This is a genomic window from Bacillus sp. EKM206B (assembly GCF_011066015.1).
Lineage (GTDB): Bacteria > Bacillota > Bacilli > Bacillales > Bacillaceae > Bacillus > Bacillus velezensis.
The window spans coordinates 160,841-180,522 of sequence record NZ_JAAMNL010000002.1; the positions used below are offsets into that span (position 1 = coordinate 160,841).

19 protein-coding genes are annotated in these 19,682 nt (G+C 45.8%); 13 read left to right on the forward strand and 6 right to left on the reverse strand.

The window, feature by feature from the left end; all coding sequences use genetic code 11:
* Positions 1-305: 305 nt before the first annotated feature.
* Genes G9F50_RS03935 through G9F50_RS03950 form a run of 4 tightly spaced genes read left to right on the forward strand, consistent with a single transcriptional unit; the run spans position 306 to position 3,314 of the window.
* The gene (locus tag G9F50_RS03935) at positions 306-2,243 is read left to right on the forward strand and encodes a hypothetical protein (RefSeq protein ID WP_060561732.1); all 1,938 of its coding nucleotides are present in this window, start codon (positions 306-308) and stop codon (positions 2,241-2,243) included.
* Positions 2,233-2,502: a hypothetical protein gene (locus tag G9F50_RS03940; RefSeq protein WP_007611185.1), complete on the forward strand. Its 270-nt coding sequence runs from the start codon at positions 2,233-2,235 to the stop codon at positions 2,500-2,502. The genes G9F50_RS03935 and G9F50_RS03940 overlap by 11 nt, the downstream gene beginning before the upstream one ends.
* On the forward strand, positions 2,503-3,024 hold the full coding sequence (locus G9F50_RS03945) for a sigma-70 family RNA polymerase sigma factor (RefSeq protein ID WP_060561731.1): 522 nt from the start codon (positions 2,503-2,505) through the stop codon (positions 3,022-3,024).
* On the forward strand, positions 3,021-3,314 hold the full coding sequence (locus G9F50_RS03950) for an anti-sigma factor family protein (protein WP_025284687.1): 294 nt from the start codon (positions 3,021-3,023) through the stop codon (positions 3,312-3,314). Before G9F50_RS03945 ends, G9F50_RS03950 begins: the two co-directional genes overlap by 4 nt.
* 38 nt (positions 3,315-3,352) lie before the next feature.
* Here G9F50_RS03950 and G9F50_RS03955 read toward each other — a convergent pair whose 3' ends face one another.
* On the reverse strand, positions 3,353-3,970 hold the full coding sequence (locus tag G9F50_RS03955; RefSeq protein ID WP_038463860.1) for a hypothetical protein: 618 nt from the start codon (positions 3,968-3,970) through the stop codon (positions 3,353-3,355).
* 309 nt (positions 3,971-4,279) lie between these two features.
* A complete protein-coding gene (locus G9F50_RS03960) occupies positions 4,280-4,468 on the reverse strand; it encodes a YlaF family protein (protein ID WP_003154504.1) in 189 nt (62 codons plus the stop codon).
* A 111-nt stretch (positions 4,469-4,579) separates the two neighbouring features.
* Between G9F50_RS03960 and typA the strand changes: the two genes are divergently transcribed.
* On the forward strand, positions 4,580-6,418 hold the full coding sequence (gene typA, locus G9F50_RS03965; RefSeq protein ID WP_007409675.1) for a translational GTPase TypA: 1,839 nt from the start codon (positions 4,580-4,582) through the stop codon (positions 6,416-6,418).
* Positions 6,419-6,474: 56 nt separating this feature from the next.
* A complete protein-coding gene (locus tag G9F50_RS03970; RefSeq protein WP_015239793.1) occupies positions 6,475-6,795 on the forward strand; it encodes a YlaH-like family protein in 321 nt (106 codons plus the stop codon).
* Positions 6,796-6,836: 41 nt separating this feature from the next.
* Here G9F50_RS03970 and G9F50_RS03975 read toward each other — a convergent pair whose 3' ends face one another.
* Both G9F50_RS03975 and G9F50_RS03980 read right to left on the reverse strand, forming a co-directional pair.
* Positions 6,837-7,046: a YlaI family protein gene (locus tag G9F50_RS03975; RefSeq protein ID WP_007409677.1), complete on the reverse strand. Its 210-nt coding sequence runs from the start codon at positions 7,044-7,046 to the stop codon at positions 6,837-6,839.
* 101 nt (positions 7,047-7,147) lie between these two features.
* Positions 7,148-7,771, reverse strand: coding sequence for a YhcN/YlaJ family sporulation lipoprotein (locus G9F50_RS03980; RefSeq protein ID WP_060561730.1), 624 nt, complete (start codon positions 7,769-7,771; stop codon positions 7,148-7,150).
* Between the two features lie 154 nt (positions 7,772-7,925).
* Between G9F50_RS03980 and G9F50_RS03985 the strand changes: the two genes are divergently transcribed.
* Positions 7,926-9,254 (forward strand): PhoH family protein, encoded by a 1,329-nt coding sequence (locus tag G9F50_RS03985; RefSeq protein ID WP_015239795.1) that lies wholly within the window; start codon positions 7,926-7,928, stop codon positions 9,252-9,254.
* Here G9F50_RS03985 and G9F50_RS03990 read toward each other — a convergent pair.
* Positions 9,249-9,725: a hypothetical protein gene (locus G9F50_RS03990; RefSeq protein ID WP_060561729.1), complete on the reverse strand. Its 477-nt coding sequence runs from the start codon at positions 9,723-9,725 to the stop codon at positions 9,249-9,251. The genes G9F50_RS03985 and G9F50_RS03990 overlap by 6 nt on opposite strands.
* A gap of 103 nt (positions 9,726-9,828) precedes the next feature.
* Between G9F50_RS03990 and glsA the strand changes: the two genes are divergently transcribed.
* The 4 genes from glsA to pyc all read left to right on the forward strand — a co-directional run bounded on the left by glsA (position 9,829) and on the right by pyc (position 16,085).
* Positions 9,829-10,758 carry a glutaminase A gene (gene glsA, locus G9F50_RS03995; RefSeq protein ID WP_012117487.1) on the forward strand — a complete coding sequence of 310 codons (930 nt, stop codon included), beginning with the start codon at positions 9,829-9,831 and terminating at the stop codon, positions 10,756-10,758.
* Positions 10,759-10,865: 107 nt separating this feature from the next.
* The gene (locus tag G9F50_RS04000; RefSeq protein WP_003154494.1) at positions 10,866-11,147 is read left to right on the forward strand and encodes an Fpa/YlaN family protein; all 282 of its coding nucleotides are present in this window, start codon (positions 10,866-10,868) and stop codon (positions 11,145-11,147) included.
* Positions 11,148-11,351: 204 nt separating this feature from the next.
* Positions 11,352-12,563, forward strand: coding sequence for an FtsW/RodA/SpoVE family cell cycle protein (locus tag G9F50_RS04005; RefSeq protein WP_053104324.1), 1,212 nt, complete (start codon positions 11,352-11,354; stop codon positions 12,561-12,563).
* Between the two features lie 75 nt (positions 12,564-12,638).
* Positions 12,639-16,085, forward strand: a complete 3,447-nt coding sequence (pyc, locus tag G9F50_RS04010) for a pyruvate carboxylase (RefSeq protein WP_060561728.1) — start codon at positions 12,639-12,641, stop codon at positions 16,083-16,085.
* A gap of 98 nt (positions 16,086-16,183) precedes the next feature.
* Here pyc and ctaA read toward each other — a convergent pair whose 3' ends face one another.
* Positions 16,184-17,110, reverse strand: coding sequence for a heme A synthase CtaA (ctaA, locus tag G9F50_RS04015; RefSeq protein ID WP_007611205.1), 927 nt, complete (start codon positions 17,108-17,110; stop codon positions 16,184-16,186).
* 343 nt (positions 17,111-17,453) lie between these two features.
* On the opposite strand from ctaA, the gene cyoE reads away from it, so the two are divergent.
* On the forward strand, positions 17,454-18,371 hold the full coding sequence (gene cyoE, locus G9F50_RS04020) for a heme o synthase (RefSeq protein WP_003154486.1): 918 nt from the start codon (positions 17,454-17,456) through the stop codon (positions 18,369-18,371).
* A 217-nt stretch (positions 18,372-18,588) separates the two neighbouring features.
* Entirely contained in the window at positions 18,589-19,659 is a 1,071-nt protein-coding gene (coxB, locus tag G9F50_RS04025; RefSeq protein WP_003154484.1) for a cytochrome c oxidase subunit II, read from the forward strand.
* Positions 19,660-19,682: the final 23 nt, after the last annotated feature.

The window sequence follows — 19,682 nt, forward strand, 5'->3', positions numbered from 1 at the left end:
GAAAATAATGAAAACTTATATTGTTATAATAAACCAGCATTCTCTCATTCTGCAATATAAAACTAGACTCCGCTGATGAATTGATAGAATCGTCCCGGAAAGGCTTCCGGCGGCCGGCATCGGGGGATAAGCCGAGAGGCACGTGTTGAATCAGACATGAGTCGAATGATGCGATTTATTCTGAAAAAAATGACAAATGAAGTCGGGAAAAATGATAGGGGAAAAATGTTCCGATCTGTAAAACTTTTTTTATAGCCGTTTGTCTAAATGGGTGAGGCCTTAATAAACGAAAAGGATTGTTTCAGATGTCAGAGATTTTCAGTCATTTTATTCAGCATTTCGACAGGTATTTCATTTTAAGCAGACAGAGCGTGTTGATCATTCAGTGGTCAGCCGTCTGCCTTGCTGTTTTATACGCGCTGACTTTTCATCCGAAAATCAGCCGTGAGAGAGTTTGGTTTTATTCAGGAATTCTGCTCAGGGCCGTATTATTAGCGGGCATAACAGTTGAATTGGTTCATCAGGTGCAGAGTACTTACTTTAGCGCGCACTATTTGATATCGGAAGAAAGAGAGCTTCTTCCGATCGTTCATCTCTTAATGTATGGGTATGTGCTGCTCACCGCGTTTCACTATATGCTCATGACGCGGGAGCAGAGGGGAAAGGGCATGTTTTATACGTTTGATCTCGCTGTGGTGACACTGCCCGTCATTCAGCTGATCTTCAGCTTTTTCACTTTCTGGAATATCAGTCCCGATGCGATGGCGGGGGAGGATATAGTTTCGATGCTATGTTTTATTACGATTGTTTTACTTCTGCTGATTTCTATGAATGTTTTATTCTTTAAAATGTATTGGAAACCGAGACCTGTTTTTATCGGAGTGTTTTATGTTGGAGTCATCGGGCTGTTGGTGTGGGTGCTCGCTGCGCCCTCGGCAGGTGTAACAAAAGATTACGGCAGACTTCTCCCATTTACGGTGTATTTAACGATGGCCGGTTTTCTGATGACCCATCATTTATTTCATCGGTCAGACAGGATCAGACAGCGGACGAAAAGCTTTCTTGCGGGAGCAACGGCCGCTGGTTTTATTGTCTTTTTGAATCCGGTATACAATGCGGGAGATGCCGCTTTTGCGGTTTCAAAGCCAATGGCTGAAGATACTGTTGAGGATGTTGGTGGACATATCACTTCAGACCAAGCGGAACGGATCCTTACATCATTTTTTCCGGCAGAGAATCCGATTTATTTAACAGAAACCAATCAGGATCTCCATTACTTTTACCGTTTTAAAACGAAAGATTATGAAGCGGAAGTGGACGAGGTTTCCCGATTGATTACAAATTACCAATATCTTAAAAAACCGGAAGGCCGCACTTTAACAGAAGAGGAATACCGGAAAAAGTCGCTGGATTTCTTGTCGGCACACGGCCGAAAAATAAAAACACAAGGCATTCAGACAACAGTGAGAAAAGAAAACGGACAGTTTGTCGTGGAGATTGCGCCGAAAACACAAGGGACGAAACACGAAGATTCGGGCACAGTATTTTACTGGGAAAAAGACACCATTATGGGTTTTTCAGAAGACCCGTCTATTTATCAGCTTGAGTCACTGCCGCAGGTGCATATGACGGAAAAAGACATAGTGAAAGCATCAAAAGCCGCCTTTCGTACGCTTCAAATGCCTGATCAGACATTTGAAATCACAAATACAGATATAAACAGCCTGATCGGCAGCAGTTTGACCGTAACTGCGAATAACGGAACGGAGCTGATATTTGATGCAGTATCCGGACGTCTTATGAAAATCAGAGTCTCACCTGACAGCACCGTTTTAACAAAAACAGAACTTCAGAAGAAGCTTTTTTCATTGCTGGACGCGGATACTTCAAAGCTTAGACAAATTGATAAATCGGAAGGCAATCTCGTTTTTGAAAACTCTGAAGGCACATTCGTTTATACGCTCCGGAATGAAGAAGGCATGAAAGAGGCCTCATTCTACGGACAGGTAAGTGCCAAAACATTCCCGCATACATACAGAGACGGACAAACAGCCTTCAACAAAGTGGCGGCAGCTTATAACGGCACCATTTACAAAAAGCGGGTGAAGCCTGTCATAGCGGTGAAAGACGGCGTAACATATAACGCATGGCTCGTCATTATTCAGCCGTTCGGTTCAAACCGTCATGACGCATATGTAGTGAACGCGGATACTTACGAGGCGGTGAACCTTTATGAACAATAAAGAAAAAAAGGCTGTCTTCTTCGATTTATACGACCTATATAAGGAGGGGGAACTTGAAGGCGGCACGCTCCAGTGGATGAAAGAACATGAGCATTTATTCGGAGCTGAGGCGGAAAACAGAAAAGGGCAGTATGAACATGGTTTGAATGCGCCGTCCGGCGATATCCGCCAGATTAAATACATGAAATGCCTGACGTATGGATTGTACGGATTCTTCATTGTGCTCTCAATCTGGATGACAGTGTGGTTTTATTTTTAAATGAAAAACAAGATGTCAATTGAACAGCTGTATCGTGAACATTATCAAGATATTATGTATTACCTTTACAGACGCACACATCATGCTGAGACCGCTAAAGACCTCGCTCAGGATACATTTATGAAAGCATTTAACGGGCTTGATTCGTTTAAGGGCCATTCGTCTATCAGAACGTGGCTCTATGCAATTGCGCATCATACCTTCATCAATTGGTACAGACGTGATAGAAAATATCAATTTTCAGATATCACCCTGAATGAAGGGCTTCAGCAAACAACATATGAACTGCCGGAGCATTACGTCGCCCGGACAGACACTCAGAATGCGCTGACCGGGCAGATTCAGCGTCTGAAAAGCGATCAGCAGACCGTTTTAATTTTAAGGGAATTTCAAGAGCTGTCTTACGAAGAGATTGCTGATGTTTTGGACTGGAGTCTTTCGAAGGTGAAGAGCACCCTGTACAGGGCGAGAATGCAGCTGAAACAGCACTTTGGGGAAAAAAGGAAGGACGGACAGATATGACTTGCTGTTTAGTGAGAGATTTACTCCCTTTATATATTGAAGGCGATTGTGAAACAGAAACGGAGCGGTTTATTTCCCGCCATCTTGAATCATGCGGTAAGTGCGGGAGTTTATATCATATGATGAAGGAGCCGCTTGACCTCGGCAGCCCTGAGATGAAGGCGCCAGCCTGTTATGCAGAAGAAGAAAGGCGGTTTAAGGAACGGTATTACGGAAAGCTGCTGATAAAAGCAGCCTGTTTGTTCGGCGCTGTATTTCTTATCATGCTGGTCCTTAAACTGCTGATTTAAAAAAACGCCCGGCTGAATGACCGGGCGTTCTAATCCGTTTACTCAGCCGGATGAAAGGCTGTATAAATGCCTTCAAGCAATTCCTGGGGCAGTGAATTAAAGAATCCGGCACACAGCTTTGCTTCTTTTTTTCCTGCTCCTGCTTTTTCAGCAAGTTCCTGATCAAATGTATACACACCGTCTTCTTCAATCAGCGCAGATTGAAGGATATGAAGACTTTGGGAAAAAGCGGTGAACAGCTGATCAACGATAAGGGCCTCTTTTTCCGTAAAGCCGAGCTCCACCGCTTTTTCTTTATTAAATGTATATTCGCCGTCCGTTTTCTCAATACATTGGGAAAGTACGGTTAAAAATTCGGTTGAACTGTCCCACAGCTTTTGAATGATCTGGGCTTGTTCTTGATCTAATCCCAATTCAACCGCTTTTTCACCGTCAAAATAATAGACACCGTCTTTTTCGTAAATCGATTGGCTGATGATGTCAATGAGTTTTGCCGCGTCTTCCGGTGTTTTCTCTGCGGAAGCCTGCAGGGCATGCGGTTCATTTGCTTGAATCGTTTTTGCGCCGGCAGAATCAAGCGGACTGAATGCAAGCAAGGCGGCTGAGGCGGTTGCGGCGGCAGTTACAGCGGTTTTCTTCAAAAAAGATGTTTTCATTTCGTTCTCTCCTTGTCATGTGTATTTGCTTACAGCCACAAGTATAAAAAGACAATGATGGAATTGAAATAGGAGGTATGGTATTTTCTGCATAACGATGCCGGACTATTTCAGACTGCATATTCTGAGGGAATCTGCTGATGTAACTAGAATGGGAGCTGTCATTTCCGGCTTCCTGACTAGGCGGCGGGGGAGATAAGCCTTACATCTCAGCCTGTTTTGAGGATGTAAAAAAGCCTGAATCTTTGATTCAGGCTTCATTAGATATTTTCTTTCCATGTTTACGGAATTTTGCAAAGGGTCATGCTTTTAATCAAGCAGTCCCTGTTCGCGCATTTTTTTCTTTACAGTGAAACCGCTTCCCATCATGGCGATAACGAGAACAATGCTTCCGATGATGCCCCATGCGCTTTTCTCAGCGATTGATACGCCGATCAGCATCATGCTGAAGACTGCTGCGAATGCAAATAATAATAAGAGCCAATTCAATTTTTTCATATTTCCATCCCCTTTAACGTCATACTTTCAGTTTACAGAAAAACGTAACGCTTTTAAAGAGGATGTGTGGTATAATATGAAAGTTATCTAATTTTTTTAGGAGATGAAAATGTGAAACTTCGAAACGATCTTCGCAACATCGCGATTATTGCCCACGTTGACCATGGGAAAACGACTTTGGTAGACCAATTGCTTCACCAAGCCGGAACATTCCGTGCCAACGAAAATATTGCCGAACGCGCAATGGATTCAAACGATCTTGAACGTGAACGCGGTATTACAATTCTTGCGAAAAATACTGCGATTAACTATAAAGATACACGCATTAATATTTTGGACACTCCGGGACACGCCGACTTCGGCGGAGAGGTAGAACGGATTATGAAAATGGTTGACGGTGTTCTGTTAGTCGTTGACGCATATGAAGGCTGCATGCCGCAAACCCGTTTCGTACTGAAAAAAGCGCTTGAGCAGAACTTAAATCCGGTTGTCGTCGTAAACAAAATCGACCGTGATTTCGCCCGCCCGGAAGAAGTCATTGATGAAGTGCTTGATTTGTTCATCGAGCTTGACGCAAACGAACAACAGCTTGAGTTCCCTGTCGTCTACGCTTCTGCGATTAACGGAACGGCAAGTCTGGATCCGAAAAAGCAGGACGAAAATATGGAATCACTGTATGAAACGATTCTTGAACATGTCCCTGCCCCGGTAGATAACGCCGAAGAGCCTCTTCAATTCCAAGTGGCGCTGCTTGATTACAATGATTATGTCGGCCGTATCGGTATCGGACGCGTTTTCCGCGGCACGATGAAAGTGGGTCAGCAGGTTTCATTGATGAAACTTGACGGAACGGTAAAATCATTCCGCGTAACGAAAATCTTCGGTTTCCAAGGATTGAAACGCGTGGAAATTGAAGAAGCGAGAGCGGGAGACCTCGTTGCCGTTTCGGGCATGGAAGACATCAATGTCGGTGAAACGGTTTGTCCGGCTGACCACCATGAGCCGCTGCCGGTTCTGCGCATTGATGAGCCTACGCTTCAAATGACATTTGTCGTAAACAACAGCCCGTTTGCAGGCCGTGAAGGCAAATATGTCACAGCCCGCAAAATTGAAGAGCGTCTGAACGCGCAGCTTCAAACAGACGTCAGTCTTCGTGTCGAACCGACTGCATCACCTGACGCATGGGTTGTTTCAGGACGCGGTGAGCTTCACCTGTCCATTTTAATTGAAAACATGCGCCGTGAAGGCTATGAGCTTCAAGTGTCTAAACCTGAAGTTATCATTAAGGAAATCGACGGCGTAAGCTGCGAGCCTGTTGAGCGCGTGCAGATTGACGTGCCTGAAGAGCATACCGGTTCTGTTATGGAATCAATGGGTGCGAGAAAAGGCGAAATGCTTGATATGATTAATAACGGAAACGGCCAGGTCCGCCTGATCTTTACCGTACCTTCACGTGGACTCATCGGCTATTCTACTGAGTTTCTGTCACTGACACGCGGTTTCGGTATTCTGAACCACACGTTTGACAGCTATCAGCCGATGCAAAAAGGCCAAGTCGGAGGCCGACGTCAGGGTGTGCTCGTTTCCATGGAAAACGGAAAAGCGACATCTTACGGAATTCAAGGTATTGAAGACCGTGGCGTCATCTTCGTTGAGCCCGGAACAGAAGTATATGAAGGCATGATTGTCGGTGAACATAACCGTGACAATGACCTTGTCGTCAATGTCAGCAAAATGAAACAGCAGACAAACGTCCGTTCCGCTACGAAGGATCAAACGACTACGATTAAGAAAGCGCGCATTATGTCGCTTGAAGAATCACTCGAGTACTTAAACGAAGATGAATACTGTGAAGTAACGCCGGAATCCATCCGTTTAAGAAAGAAAATCCTGAATAAAAACGAACGTGAAAAAGCGGCGAAAAAGAAAAAAACAGCAGGAATGTCTTAATCACTTGCAGAATTTGAAAAGGTAGAACCCGAACGGAAAAGGGGAGGGGGATCTTTTTGAATGAAGTAAGTGAACGACTGTCGTTCTTTGCGGCTCTTTACCAAGTGGATGAGCATCCGCTGACGGGAATGTGGCTGTTATACGGAACGATCGTCGTGCTTTCGGTGATTGTATTTAAACTCGGCTTTGCCAAACGGCTGCCGGTGTTGAAGGCTGCGGCAGTTTATCTCTTTCTCGTGCTCGGCTGCACCGTGCTGACTTTTTTCGGTGTGTTTCTGCCGGTCGGAGAAGGGCTTGTTGTCGCCGCCTTGATTTTGATCATTTACAAAATCCGTCTGCACCAGTCCAAAAAAAGCCAGTCAGCTAAACCGCAATAAAAAAATGACCTTGCCTTCCGGCGGGTCATTTTTTATTCGGTTTATTTTTTCAGTTTATCTTTTTTCGCTTTTTGTCCGGGATGAAAGGAAAAGTGTCCGGTATTCAGCCGCGCCTCCGTTTTGACTTTGATTCGGTCATGGCATTCCCGGCACATATATGTATGAATCGGACGATTGCGGAGGCGTTTGGCTGTCAGTGTTTCATCATCAATTTGTTCGATTTTGTCGCAAATGGAACATTTTACTCTCATTGATTTTCACCTCTTTCACTATGACAAGCATTATATCATGGATGCCCCTCCTGCCAAAGGGAAAGAAAGCAGCGCCCTTCCTTTGGAGCGGGCGCTGCTTTTTACCGGCGGTTTTTCATATGATGATCCGATTGATCGTTCTGTTCGTTCTGCAGCTTGTTCTGGTCTCTTTGGTTCAGCTGATCATCATTCGATTGAGTCGGTGATTCTTTTTCATTGTCGGTCACATCATTCGGGACTTCCGGCATGACACGGCCGACGATGGCGGCAAGTTCGTCCAAAATGCCTGAAACGGGGCGGCCGGCCTTAATGTCGCTGCCCATGCCTCTCAGACGGGAAACCGTATCAGGATCAGCCACGACAACGGCATTGGCGCCGTAAGGATCGTTTTTTAACGCCTGGGCAACCGTGTATTTAATGCTCTCCACTTTGCTTCTTTCTAAATTGTCATCCACATCGATACCGACAACGGAGTATCTTCCGAGTACAACCGCAGTGGCATCTGAAATGCCGGGGATTTTTTCGGTTACCTCGACGAGATGCTTAGCGATGTCTGTCCGGCCGGGATTTTCAGCTGTCTCAGGAGCCGTATTTTTCACATGGATCGGTTTTGCATCGCGCTGATCGGCTGATTCGTTCTGAATATTGCGGCCGCGGCCGTCCTGTACAGCAGTGCAGCCGGTAAGGATAAAAAAGGCTTGTATGATAATGAAAAGAATTCGCACGTCAGATTTCCTCCTTGAATGCTTTCATTTATTTTATTGTTGAATTAACCTTCTATCTTTATTCACCAAATCATATATTTTAGCAGGCATCCCCGTTATTCGCGGAAAGAGAAGCACACGATGGGCTTTGATCCTTATTTCAGGAGGCTGAGACTTGAGTAAAATTTATGTGTTAGATACGAATGTACTTTTGCAGGATCCTAACGCCATTTTTTCCTTTGAAGAAAACGAAGTTGTCATCCCCGCCGTCGTGCTGGAAGAGGTCGATTCAAAAAAGCGGTATATGGACGAGGTCGGGAGGAATGCGAGGCACGTATCTAAGCTGATAGACGGGCTCAGGGAGAAAGGAAGGCTGCACGAGAAAGTTCCGCTTGAAAGCGGAGGAACGCTCAGAATTGAACTGAACCACCGGTCATTTCACCAGCTCCAAGAAATTTTTATCGAAAAAACGAATGATAACCGAATTTTGGCGGTGGCAAAAAATTTAAGCCTTGAGGAGGAGACGAAAGAAAACGGCCGCCTCGTCATCCTGGTCAGCAAAGATGTGCTTGTCAGGGTAAAGGCGGATGCCATCGGGCTTTTGGCGGAGGACTTTTTAAACGACAGAGTCGTTGACCATGATGAAATATATAGCGGGTACAAAGATATATTTATGAATAAAGAGCGGTTTGCCTCGTTTTATAGAGACAAACAAATTTCAGTCAAGGAGCTTCAGCAACATCAGGTTTATCCGAATCAATTTGTGCTGATGAAAGATGAATTAGGAGGATCTTCGTCTGCGGTCGGCATGACAGATAAGAAAGGCGAGACCGTAAAAAGACTCGTTTTCGATGATGAGCACGTATGGGGTATCAGGCCGAAGAACGTCCAGCAGACAATGGCGCTTGAACTCCTGCTGAGGGAAGATATCCCGCTTGTCACCCTGATCGGAAAAGCGGGAACGGGAAAAACCTTGCTTGCTCTCGCGGCAGGGCTTCTGCAGACGGAGGATCTCGGTATTTATAAAAAACTGATCGTCGCGCGTCCCATCGTCCCGGTGGGAAAGGATATCGGATATTTGCCGGGCGAAAAAGAGGAAAAGCTCAAGCCGTGGATGCAGCCGATCTTTGATAATCTTGAATTTTTATTCAATGCGAAAAAGCCGGGTGAACTTGAAGCGATTTTGGCAGGAATCGGATCGATTCAGGTGGAGGCGCTGACATACATTCGGGGAAGAAGCATTCCGGATCAGTTTATTATTATTGATGAGGCTCAGAATTTGACGAGGCACGAGGTCAAAACGCTTTTGACTCGGGTGGGAGAGGGCAGCAAAATTGTCCTGATGGGCGATCCGGAGCAAATAGATCACCCATACTTAGACAGTTTAAACAACGGACTTGCTTATGTTGTAGAACGGTTTAAAGAACAAACCGTCTCCGGCAGCGTGAAGCTTGTGAAAGGTGAGAGATCCGGCCTTGCACAGCTTGCCGCCGATTTGTTATAAAACTTCGATTTCTGTGACGCCCGTTATCGGTTTCTCAAAGTCGCCGTCCACGTAAAAATGGACCGGGCCGCCGGCTTGAAGGGGTTTCCCCGCATCGCTGAAATGCGCGATTGCGTCCATCGCCTTTTCGAGCGGCACTTCGGTTCTTTCTGATTTTGAAATAAATGCGCACAGGACAGCGCTTTCTTTCGGCTCGGCATTTGCTAAAACAGCGCCGAGCTTCATGGCGAAGCTGCCGTTCATCAGTCTTTCTTTTTCATAACGTTTTTCGCTTTTTAAAGTCGGCGGCGAAATGCGCCCTTCTCTGATCACCCGTTCCGGATCAAGCGTATGCTCCTGGGTTTCTGCAGAGCCGTCCGGATGAACGGGCTGATTTTTTTCAAACGGAAACTTGCGGTCATCGAAAATCCAGACACTCGGATCAATTGTAATCGGGTATGTAACATTGCCTTTTACTTGAATAACGCTCATGGTGAAGCCCCCCTTTACTTAAAGTATAAAAGTTTTCGCATGAATTGTCACTTTGCGTCGCAAATTAGATGTATACAACGGCAGCGAAGTGAGGATGATCGACATGGTATGCCGGCATTACCAAGAGCTGGACGCATTAGTTCAAGAAGCGAAAAAAAGGACCGAAGAAGGCAAAGTGGCAGACTATATTCCGGCTCTGGCTGAATCTGAACAAGACAGCCTTTCGGTCACAATTTATCATGCGGAAAATACATGTCTGACGGCAGGAGACGCCGACCGGACATTTACGCTGCAGAGCATTTCGAAAGTGCTTTCTCTGGCGCTCGTACTGATGGATTACGGAAAGGAAAAGGTGTTCAGCTGCGTGGGTCAGGAGCCGACCGGCGACCCGTTTAATTCCATGATTAAGCTTGAAACAGTGAATCCGGGCAAGCCTTTAAATCCGATGATTAATGCGGGCGCTCTCGTCGTTACGGGTTTCATTAAAGGGCATTCGCCGAAAGACCGCCTGGATTACCTGCTCGGATTCATCAGAAGACTTGCGAATAATCAGGACATTACATATTGCAGACATGTCGCGGAATCGGAATTCAGTTCATCCATGATTAATCGGGCCATGTGTTATTACATGAAGCAGTATGACATTTTTGAAGGCGATGTAGAAGAGGTCATGGATCTGTATACAAAACAGTGCGCGATTAAGATGAGCAGTCTGGACTTAGCCAAAATCGGCTGCGTATTCGCCCTTGACGGCAAGCATCCGGAAACCGGGGAGCAGGTCATTAAAAAAGATGTGGCGAGAATCTGCAAGACGTTTATGGTGACATGCGGCATGTACAATGCGAGCGGGGAATTCGCGATTAAGGTCGGCATTCCCGCTAAAAGCGGCGTTTCGGGAGGAATCATGGGCATTTCGCCGTACAACTTCGGAATCGGTATATTCGGCCCGGCGCTTGATGAAAAAGGCAACAGCATCGCGGGTGTGAAGCTTTTGGAAATCATGTCTGAGAAATACAGGCTGAGTATTTTTTGAAACATTTTTTATCATAACATCTGCTTAAATCCTCTTGCAATTTCATCTGATACCCTTTATGATAAATAGAAGAATTAGGTACTCGCCTGGGGAACGGAGGGATACTTTTGGCTTCAGAGATTATAGTTGACCATCAGCAGAAAGCATTCGAGCTGTTGAAGTTAGATGCTGAGAAGATTTTGAAGCTGATCCGAGTACAAATGGATAACTTAACGATGCCTCAATGTCCTCTGTATGAAGAGGTCTTGGATACTCAGATGTTCGGACTGTCGAGGGAAATCGATTTTGCTGTCCGCCTGGGATTAGTTGACGAAAACGACGGCAAAGAGCTGCTGGACAGACTTGAAAGAGAACTGTCTGCTTTGCATGACGCGTTTACAGGAAAATAAATGATCAAACTCAAACTATTCAACGGTTTGGGTTTTTTTATAACCGTAAACCGTTTTTTTGCATCTTCTTTTCGTAAGACGGTCTCTTAATCTGCATTTCATCCGAAAAACTATAAAGAAACTGCGTAAAATGTTTATGAATTATAGTAAAATATAATACGCAATAGGTATTAAACGTAAGCTTTAAGCAGGAAAGAGGATGTTATGTTTAAAAGAATGTTAAAATCTTACGATTATTCATTGATATGCGCTATCATTCTGCTGTGCAGTTTCGGATTGGTAATGGTATACAGCTCAAGCATGATTACCGCCGTTATGCGTTACGGCGTGAGCAGCGACTATTTCTTTAAACGGCAGCTGTTCGCCGTCATCGCGGGGTTTGTGCTGTTTATCATCGCAGCCGTTTTTCCGTACAAAGTGTTCGCCCATCAAAAGATCCAGAAATTCATACTGCTTGCGTCAGTGGCTGCGCTTTGCGCGCTGTTTGTTTTCGGACATGTTGCCGGAAACGCGCAAAGCTGGTTTAAAATTGGCGGAATGGCCATTCAGCCGGGGGAATTTGTCAAGCTGACCCTGATACTGTACCTTGCCGCGGTATACGCAAAGAAACAAAGCTACATCGATCAGCTTTTGACGGGGGTTGCTCCGCCGGTGATCGTCACCGTAGTTATTTGTGCGCTTATCGCCATTCAGCCCGACTTCGGAACGGCGATGATTATCGGTCTGATCGCGTTTTGCGTCATTATGTGTTCGGGATTCAGCGGAAGGACCCTGCTCAGGCTGGTGCTCATGGCGGGAATCGTATTGCTCCTTGTCAGCCCGATCATCTATCTGAAATGGGACGATATTTTGACACCCGGGCGTATGAGCCGGTTTGAAAGCCTTGAAAATCCATTTAAATACGCCAGCACATCAGGCCTGCAGATTATAAATTCGTATTATGCGATCGGCTCAGGCGGTTTTTTCGGTCTCGGTCTTGGAGAAGGCATTCAAAAATACGGTTATCTGCCTGAATCGCATACAGACTTTATTATGGCGGTTATTTCAGAGGAGCTCGGCATTTTCGGCGTCCTGTTTGTCATTGTGCTGCTGGCTTTTGTCGTGTTAAAAGGTTTTTATATTGCGAGAAAATGTGAAGATCCGTTCGGGAGCCTTTTGGCAATCGGGATATCCAGCATGATTGCGATACAGACCTTTATCAATCTCGGCGGTGTCAGCGGTTTAATTCCGATCACAGGTGTTCCGCTGCCGTTTATCAGCTACGGGGGCTCATCAATGTTTTTGTTATTAACGAGCGCCGGTATATTGGTGAATGTCAGCATGCATGTCAAGTACTCAGAAAAGAAGAAAAAGAGGGAGCCCGTTCCGTCTAAGGGGGTAAAAAGACGGCAGACGGAAAAATCTGTGTATCTCTAAAAAACAAGTGTATACACAGGACGGATATTCCTTTATTATAAACTACATATTTATTAGGCCAAGGGGGAGAAAAGTTTGTCACAACAATCCATCCAAAAAGTGTTAGTAGCAAACAGGGGAGAAATTGCGATCCGGATTTTCCGGGCGTGCACAGAATTGAACATCAGAACGGTAGCCGTTTATTCAAAAGAAGATTCGGGCTCCTATCATCGCTATAAAGCGGATGAAGCTTATCTAGTGGGAGAAGGCAAAAAACCGATTGACGCGTATCTTGATATTGAAGGGATTATTGAGATCGCAAAAAGAAACGGCGTAGATGCCATTCATCCGGGCTACGGATTTCTCTCTGAAAATATCCAATTTGCGAGACGCTGTGAAGAAGAGGGCATCGTATTTATCGGACCGACGTCAGCGCATTTGGATATGTTCGGAGATAAGGTAAAGGCGAGGGAGCAGGCAGAAAAAGCCGGCATCCCCGTTATTCCGGGGAGTGACGGACCGGCTGAAACATTAAAAGATGTCGAACAATTCGCAAAAGTCCATGGATTTCCGTTTATTATTAAAGCATCGCTCGGAGGCGGAGGGCGCGGAATGAGAATCGTCCGAAGCGAAAGCGAATTGAAAGAATCGTTTGAGCGGGCCAAATCAGAAGCGAAAGCCGCATTCGGAAACGATGAAGTGTATGTTGAAAAACTGATCGAAAATCCTAAGCATATTGAAGTTCAGGTGATCGGAGATAATGAAGGCAATGTCGTCCATCTGTATGAGCGGGACTGTTCCGTTCAGAGACGCCATCAAAAGGTCATTGAGGTGGCGCCGAGTGTATCTTTGCAGCCTGAATTAAGGGACGAAATCTGTGAAGCGGCTGTGGCGCTTGCGAAAAATGTCGGCTATATCAACGCAGGGACCGTGGAATTTCTCGTAGCGGGCGGTGAATTTTACTTTATTGAAGTGAACCCGCGCGTGCAGGTGGAGCATACGATTACGGAAATGATAACGGGGGTTGATATCGTTCAGACGCAAATCCTCGTCGCGCAGGGCCACGGAATGCACAGCCGTGCCGTCAATATCCCTGAGCAGAAAGACATTTTTACAAACGGGTATGCGATACAATCACGTGTGACCACTGAAGATCCGCTGAATGACTTTATGCCTGACACGGGTAAAATTATGGCTTACCGCTCAGGCGGCGGCTTCGGCGTCCGCCTTGATACGGGAAACAGCTTCCAGGGCGCCGTCATCACGCCTTATTATGATTCACTGCTTGTCAAGCTGTCGACATGGGCGCTGACGTTTGAACAGGCATCAGCGAAAATGGTCCGCAACCTGCAGGAATTCAGGATCAGGGGCATTAAGACCAATATTCCGTTTCTTGAAAACGTGGCAAAGCATGAAAAATTCCTGACGGGCCAATACGACACATCGTTTATCGACACAACGCCTGAGCTGTTTGTTTTCCCAAAACAGAAGGACCGCGGAACAAAAATGCTTTCCTATATCGGCAATGTCACGGTGAACGGTTTTCCGGGAATCGGGAAAAAAGAAAAACCTGCATTTGATAAGCCTCAGACCGTTACGTTAGGTATCGGGGAAAAGCCGGCAAGCGGTACGAAACAGATCCTTGATGAAAGAGGCGCTGAGGGGCTTGCTGACTGGGTGAAAGAGCAAAAATCCGTGCTCCTGACCGATACAACGTTCAGGGATGCCCATCAGTCCCTGCTTGCAACCCGGATCAGATCCAATGATTTGAAAAAAATCGCGAATCCTACGGCTGCCCTGTGGCCTGAACTGTTCAGCCTTGAAATGTGGGGAGGCGCGACATTTGATGTAGCGTACCGTTTCTTAAAAGAAGACCCTTGGAAACGCCTTGAAGATCTTCGCAAGGAAGTGCCGAACACATTGTTCCAGATGCTGCTTCGTTCATCAAATGCCGTCGGTTATACAAACTATCCGGACAATGTCATCCAAAAATTTGTCCGGCAGTCAGCGGAGTCAGGTATTGACGTATTCCGGATCTTTGACAGCCTGAACTGGGTAAAAGGGATGACGCTGGCCATCGATGCCGTCCGTGAAACCGGAAAAGTGGCGGAGGCTGCGATTTGTTACACGGGAGATATTCTTGATAAGACCCGGACGAAATATGATTTGCAATATTATCTTTCTATGGCGAAAGAGCTTGAGGCGTCTGGTGCCCACATTCTCGGCATTAAAGACATGGCCGGTCTTTTGAAACCTCAAGCCGCATACGAACTTGTCTCAGCGCTGAAGGAAACGATTGATATTCCCGTTCATCTTCACACGCATGATACGAGCGGCAATGGCGTCTTTCTCTATGCCAAAGCTGTTGAAGCGGGTGTGGACATCGTGGATGTCGCCGTCAGCTCAATGGCGGGTCTGACTTCACAGCCGAGCGCAAGCGGATTTTATCATGCCCTTGAAGGAAACAGCCGCCGTCCTGAAATGGATGTCCGGCAGGTGGAAAGACTGTCGCAATACTGGGAATCCGTCCGTCAGTATTACAGTGAATTTGAAAGCGGGATGAAGTCTCCGCATACTGAGATTTATAATCATGAAATGCCGGGCGGCCAGTACAGTAATCTGCAGCAGCAGGCAAAAGGAGTCGGCCTCGGTGATCGCTGGAATGAGGTGAAAGATATGTACAGCGTCGTCAACCGCATGTTCGGCGACGTCGTGAAAGTAACACCTTCTTCCAAAGTCGTCGGAGATATGGCGCTTTACATGGTGCAAAACAATTTAACAGAACAAGATGTTTATGATAAAGGCGAAACGCTTGATTTTCCGGATTCAGTCGTTGAGCTCTTTAAAGGGCAGATCGGCCAGCCGCACGGCGGATTTCCGGAAAAACTGCAAAAGCTCGTTCTGAAAGGACAGACGCCGATCACGGTAAGACCGGGTGAGCTGCTTGAACCGGTATCTTTTGAAGGTATTAAAGAAGAATGGAAAGAAACGCATCAGATGGAATTGAGTGATCAGGACGCAATCGCGTATGCTCTTTATCCGAAGGTGTTTACTGAATATGTTAAAACGGCGGAACGCTTCGGTGATATTTCCGTATTGGACACACCGACTTTCTTCTATGGCATGACACTCGGTGAAGAAATCGAAGTGGAAATCGAGCGCGGAAAAACGCTGATCGTGAAGCTTGTATCTATCGGTGAACCGCAGCCAGATGCGACACGTGTCGTTTATTTCGAATTGAACGGCCAGCCGCGCGAGGTGGTCATTAAAGATGAAAGCATTAAATCGTCCGTACAGGAAAAATTAAAAGCAGATCGGACAAACCCAAGCCACATTGCGGCATCCATGCCGGGAACCGTCATTAAATTGTTAACGGAAACCGGGGCAAAGGTGAATAAAGGCGATCATCTGATGATTAATGAAGCGATGAAAATGGAGACGACGGTACAGGCGCCGTTCTCCGGGACGATACAGCAGATTCATGTGAAAAACGGTGAACCGATTCAGACAGGCGATTTACTGATCGAAATTGAAAAAGCGTAAAAAATGAACCTAAAAAAACCTGATCCGCCCCCGTGTGCGATCAGGTTTTTTATATGTGAAAAGGCCGAAGCTCTGATGCTTCGGCCTTTTCGTGTGCCTCAGATGTTCCGCTGTTTTGATTCATAGCGGAAGCGGGCGATTAATAATAAGAAATAGCATAAGACGCCGAACAGGCCGGCAATAAAGAGCGAATGGGCAAGTGCAAAGCCGGTGGCCATTTCTGAATAAACAACCATGATTCCGGACAGCGCCTGTAATACAACAAAGGCAAGAGCCGCTATCCAGCCCCCAAGAATCTGTTTTTGGTCTTTGTAGGAGCGCACCGCATGCGCAAAAGCGACAAGAATCCATACGAACAGAAGCAGCGCTGCCGTTCTGTGGCCCATCTGCACCCATTCCTGAAAATGGGACGGAAGCCCGTGATTCAGCCTGCTGCAAAGCGGAACGTCAGGGCAGGCAAGGCTTGATTTCGTATGGCGCACATAAGCCCCCGTATAAACGACGATATACGTGTAAATCGAAAGGCCGATCATATGAAACTGCATTTTTCTGCCGATTCTGAGCGGCTTGACGAGCTTTTTGTCTGATTTATCAGCTTCAAATATGAGAAGCGTCAAAATCAGAACAGAAGCGAAAGAAATCAGCGATATGCCGAAATGAAGCGCCATAACGAGCGCATTTGATCCGAAAACAACCGCTAATGCGCCGAGAAGCGCCTGTAAAAATAAAAAGATAATGGACATAATGGCGAGAAAGGTTGTTTCACGGAAAACAGGCGTGACTTTTCTCCATGCCCAAAAAGCGAGACTCAGCACGAGAACGATTGAGACACCGCTTGCGAGTCTGTGGCTCCATTCAATGATAGAAGCGGCGTTAAGCTCCGGGAAAAACCGGCCGTGGCAAAGCGGCCACTGCCTTCCGCATCCGAGACCCGATCCTGTTTTTGTGACAAGAGCGCCGCCGATCAGCACGACGAGCATAACGAACGTCGTCAGCACGCCGAGCGCTTTCAAAGCTTTATTCATTTTACATTCACCTTCTTAACAAACTGGACAAAATGATATACGTACCAAGTGTAAGCGAATATGTGTTTTGTGGCAATTCTCAATTCTGTTTGTTCACAAAAATATAATAGAATCAGGACTTCTTAGATAATGGGGTTGATTATTCCAGATGGGTCTGATAGAAATAAAGTAACCGCTTTATTATGAAACCGGCGGATTTGGTAAAATTCATAAAAAGTTCACAAATAAATTCCTGTTTCTCGTTTAATATTTAAGAGGATGTTTTTTTACAGGTCATTATCTTGTATGATAGAGTTGCAGGTCTTAAAAAACCTGCTTTAGGTTTGTAAGGGAGGTTTACGTTATGGCTAATTCCAGAATTTTAAACGATACAGCTATAGACGGACAGATTGAAGAGACGACGGCATGGAAGGATTTCCTTTCGCTTATCAAAATAGGAATCGTCAATTCGAATTTAATTACGACTTTTACCGGCATGTGGCTTGCGTTACATATATCCGGTCTGAGTTTTTTAGGCAATTTAAACACCGTGCTTCTTACATTAATAGGATCTTCTTTGATCATCGCCGGTTCTTGTGCGGTTAACAACTATTACGACCGTGATATTGATCATTTAATGGAACGCACGAAAGTAAGACCGACGGTAACCGGAAAGATTCAGCCGAATCAAGCGCTGTGGTCAGGAATTTTACTCATTGCTTTAGGACTTATCATGCTTTTGATGACCACCGTGATGGCAGCAGTCATCGGTTTTATCGGCGTGTTTACGTACGTTGTTCTTTATACAATGTGGACGAAACGCCGTTATACGATTAATACGGTTGTCGGAAGTGTATCAGGCGCCGTGCCGCCGTTAATCGGCTGGACAGCGGTTGAAGGGCACATCGGTGTTGTCGCGTGGGTTTTATTCATGATTTTATTCATCTGGCAGATTCCGCACTTTTTAGCGCTTGCGATTAAAAAGACGGAAGATTACAGAGCAGCGAATATTCCGATGCTTCCGGTAGTGCACGGCTTTGAAGTGACGAAAAGACAGATTATCGTCTGGGTCGCATGCCTGCTGCCGCTTCCGTTTTTCCTCGGCAGTCTCGGTCTTCCGATCGTTATTCTCGGCACTTTGCTTAATGTCGGATGGCTTGTTCTCGGACTGATGGGATTCCGCATGAAAAACATCATGAAGTGGGCAACTCTTATGTTTGTCTATTCGCTTAACTACATGACCATTTATTTTGTAGCGATGGTGGTCTTCACGCTGTTTTAATTGAATAATGAGCTTGTTTGATCGCCAAAACAAACAATGACAACTAGTAAACGCCGCCTTGACCTTTTGTTTAATCAGGCGGCTTTGCTTTTATACATAGATGGAATTTTAAGTAAAAAATCTCATATTTTAAGAAATGAGGAAATGAAGTATTTCGGCTGGAAGCAGATTTACTGCTTGTGCATCTCGTACTGATTCAAAAAAGGGGTTGGGTGAAATGTTAAAGCGTTGGCGTCTTTTATCATTATTAGCCTTAGTGCCGCTTTTATTGAGCGGCTGTGGAAAACCGTTTCTGTCCACACTCAAGCCTGCCGGCGAAGTGGCTGATAAACAATATGATCTGACGGTGCTCAGCACACTTATCATGGTTGTGGTCGTTGCGGTCGTAGCAGTTATTTTCTTTTACGTCATTGTGAGATTCAGACGGTCGCGTATAGGGGAAGACACGATACCGAAACAGGTGGAGGGGAACCGTTTTTTAGAAATCACCTGGACCGTTATTCCGATCCTGCTTTTGATTATTCTTGTCATCCCGGTTGTCATCGATACATTGGCGCTAGCGGATACGTCGCCGATGGATAAGAAAAACCGTAAAGCAGAGGATGCGCTCGTGATTAATGTAAGGGCGAATTTATACTGGTGGGAATTCGAGTATCCTGATTACGGGTTTGTGACAAGTCAGGAGCTGATCGTTCCCACAGATGAACGCGTCTATTTCAAGCTGAAGTCCTCAGATGTGAAACACTCTTTCTGGATTCCGTCAGCGGGGGGGAAAATCGATACGAATACGGATAATGACAATACTTTCTTTCTGACCTTCGATTCTAAACGCAGCAAAGAAGCGGGAGAATATTTCTTCGGAAAATGCGCAGAGCTGTGCGGACCTTCACATGCGCTGATGGATTTCAAAGTGAAACCGCTGCCGTCAAAAGAATTTAAACAATGGACGAAAGCGATGAAAAATTATAAGCATACAACAGATTCCGGTTTAGCCGCGCAAGGAGAAGAGCTGTTTAAGGAAAAAAACTGCCTGAGCTGTCATGCGGTTGAGCCCAATGATAAACGGGCTGAAGCGGCAAGAACGGCTCCGAACCTCGCTACCTTCGGTGAACGGGTCAAAGTGGCCGGTATTAAGGATGCGAATAAAGAGAATATAAAAGCCTGGCTGAAAAATCCGGACAGCATTAAACCGGGCAATAAAATGACAGGCACTTATCCGAAGCTCTCGGACGCTGAAACGGATGCGCTGTATGAATATTTAAAAGGGCTGAAAGCGGAGAACAAGTGAGGACAGGGAGATATCAGGGGGGA

Excerpts from the sequence above, each read along its gene's own strand:
- G9F50_RS03975 (WP_007409677.1), bottom strand. The coding sequence starts at position 7,046 with ATGAGAGTAAAATGTTCCATTTGCGACAAAATCGAACAAATTGATGAT.
- G9F50_RS03945 (WP_060561731.1), top strand. The coding sequence starts at position 2,503 with ATGAAAAACAAGATGTCAATTGAACAGCTGTATCGTGAACATTATCAA.
- G9F50_RS03955 (WP_038463860.1), bottom strand. The coding sequence starts at position 3,970 with ATGAAAACATCTTTTTTGAAGAAAACCGCTGTAACTGCCGCCGCAACC.
- cyoE (WP_003154486.1), top strand. The coding sequence starts at position 17,454 with ATGGCTAATTCCAGAATTTTAAACGATACAGCTATAGACGGACAGATT.
- coxB (WP_003154484.1), top strand. The coding sequence starts at position 18,589 with ATGTTAAAGCGTTGGCGTCTTTTATCATTATTAGCCTTAGTGCCGCTT.
- glsA (WP_012117487.1), top strand. The coding sequence starts at position 9,829 with ATGGTATGCCGGCATTACCAAGAGCTGGACGCATTAGTTCAAGAAGCG.
- G9F50_RS03935 (WP_060561732.1), top strand. The coding sequence starts at position 306 with ATGTCAGAGATTTTCAGTCATTTTATTCAGCATTTCGACAGGTATTTC.
- G9F50_RS03950 (WP_025284687.1), top strand. The coding sequence starts at position 3,021 with ATGACTTGCTGTTTAGTGAGAGATTTACTCCCTTTATATATTGAAGGC.
- G9F50_RS03940 (WP_007611185.1), top strand. The coding sequence starts at position 2,233 with ATGAACAATAAAGAAAAAAAGGCTGTCTTCTTCGATTTATACGACCTA.
- G9F50_RS04005 (WP_053104324.1), top strand. The coding sequence starts at position 11,352 with ATGTTTAAAAGAATGTTAAAATCTTACGATTATTCATTGATATGCGCT.
- ctaA (WP_007611205.1), bottom strand. The coding sequence starts at position 17,110 with ATGAATAAAGCTTTGAAAGCGCTCGGCGTGCTGACGACGTTCGTTATG.
- G9F50_RS03960 (WP_003154504.1), bottom strand. The coding sequence starts at position 4,468 with ATGAAAAAATTGAATTGGCTCTTATTATTATTTGCATTCGCAGCAGTC.
- G9F50_RS03990 (WP_060561729.1), bottom strand. The coding sequence starts at position 9,725 with ATGAGCGTTATTCAAGTAAAAGGCAATGTTACATACCCGATTACAATT.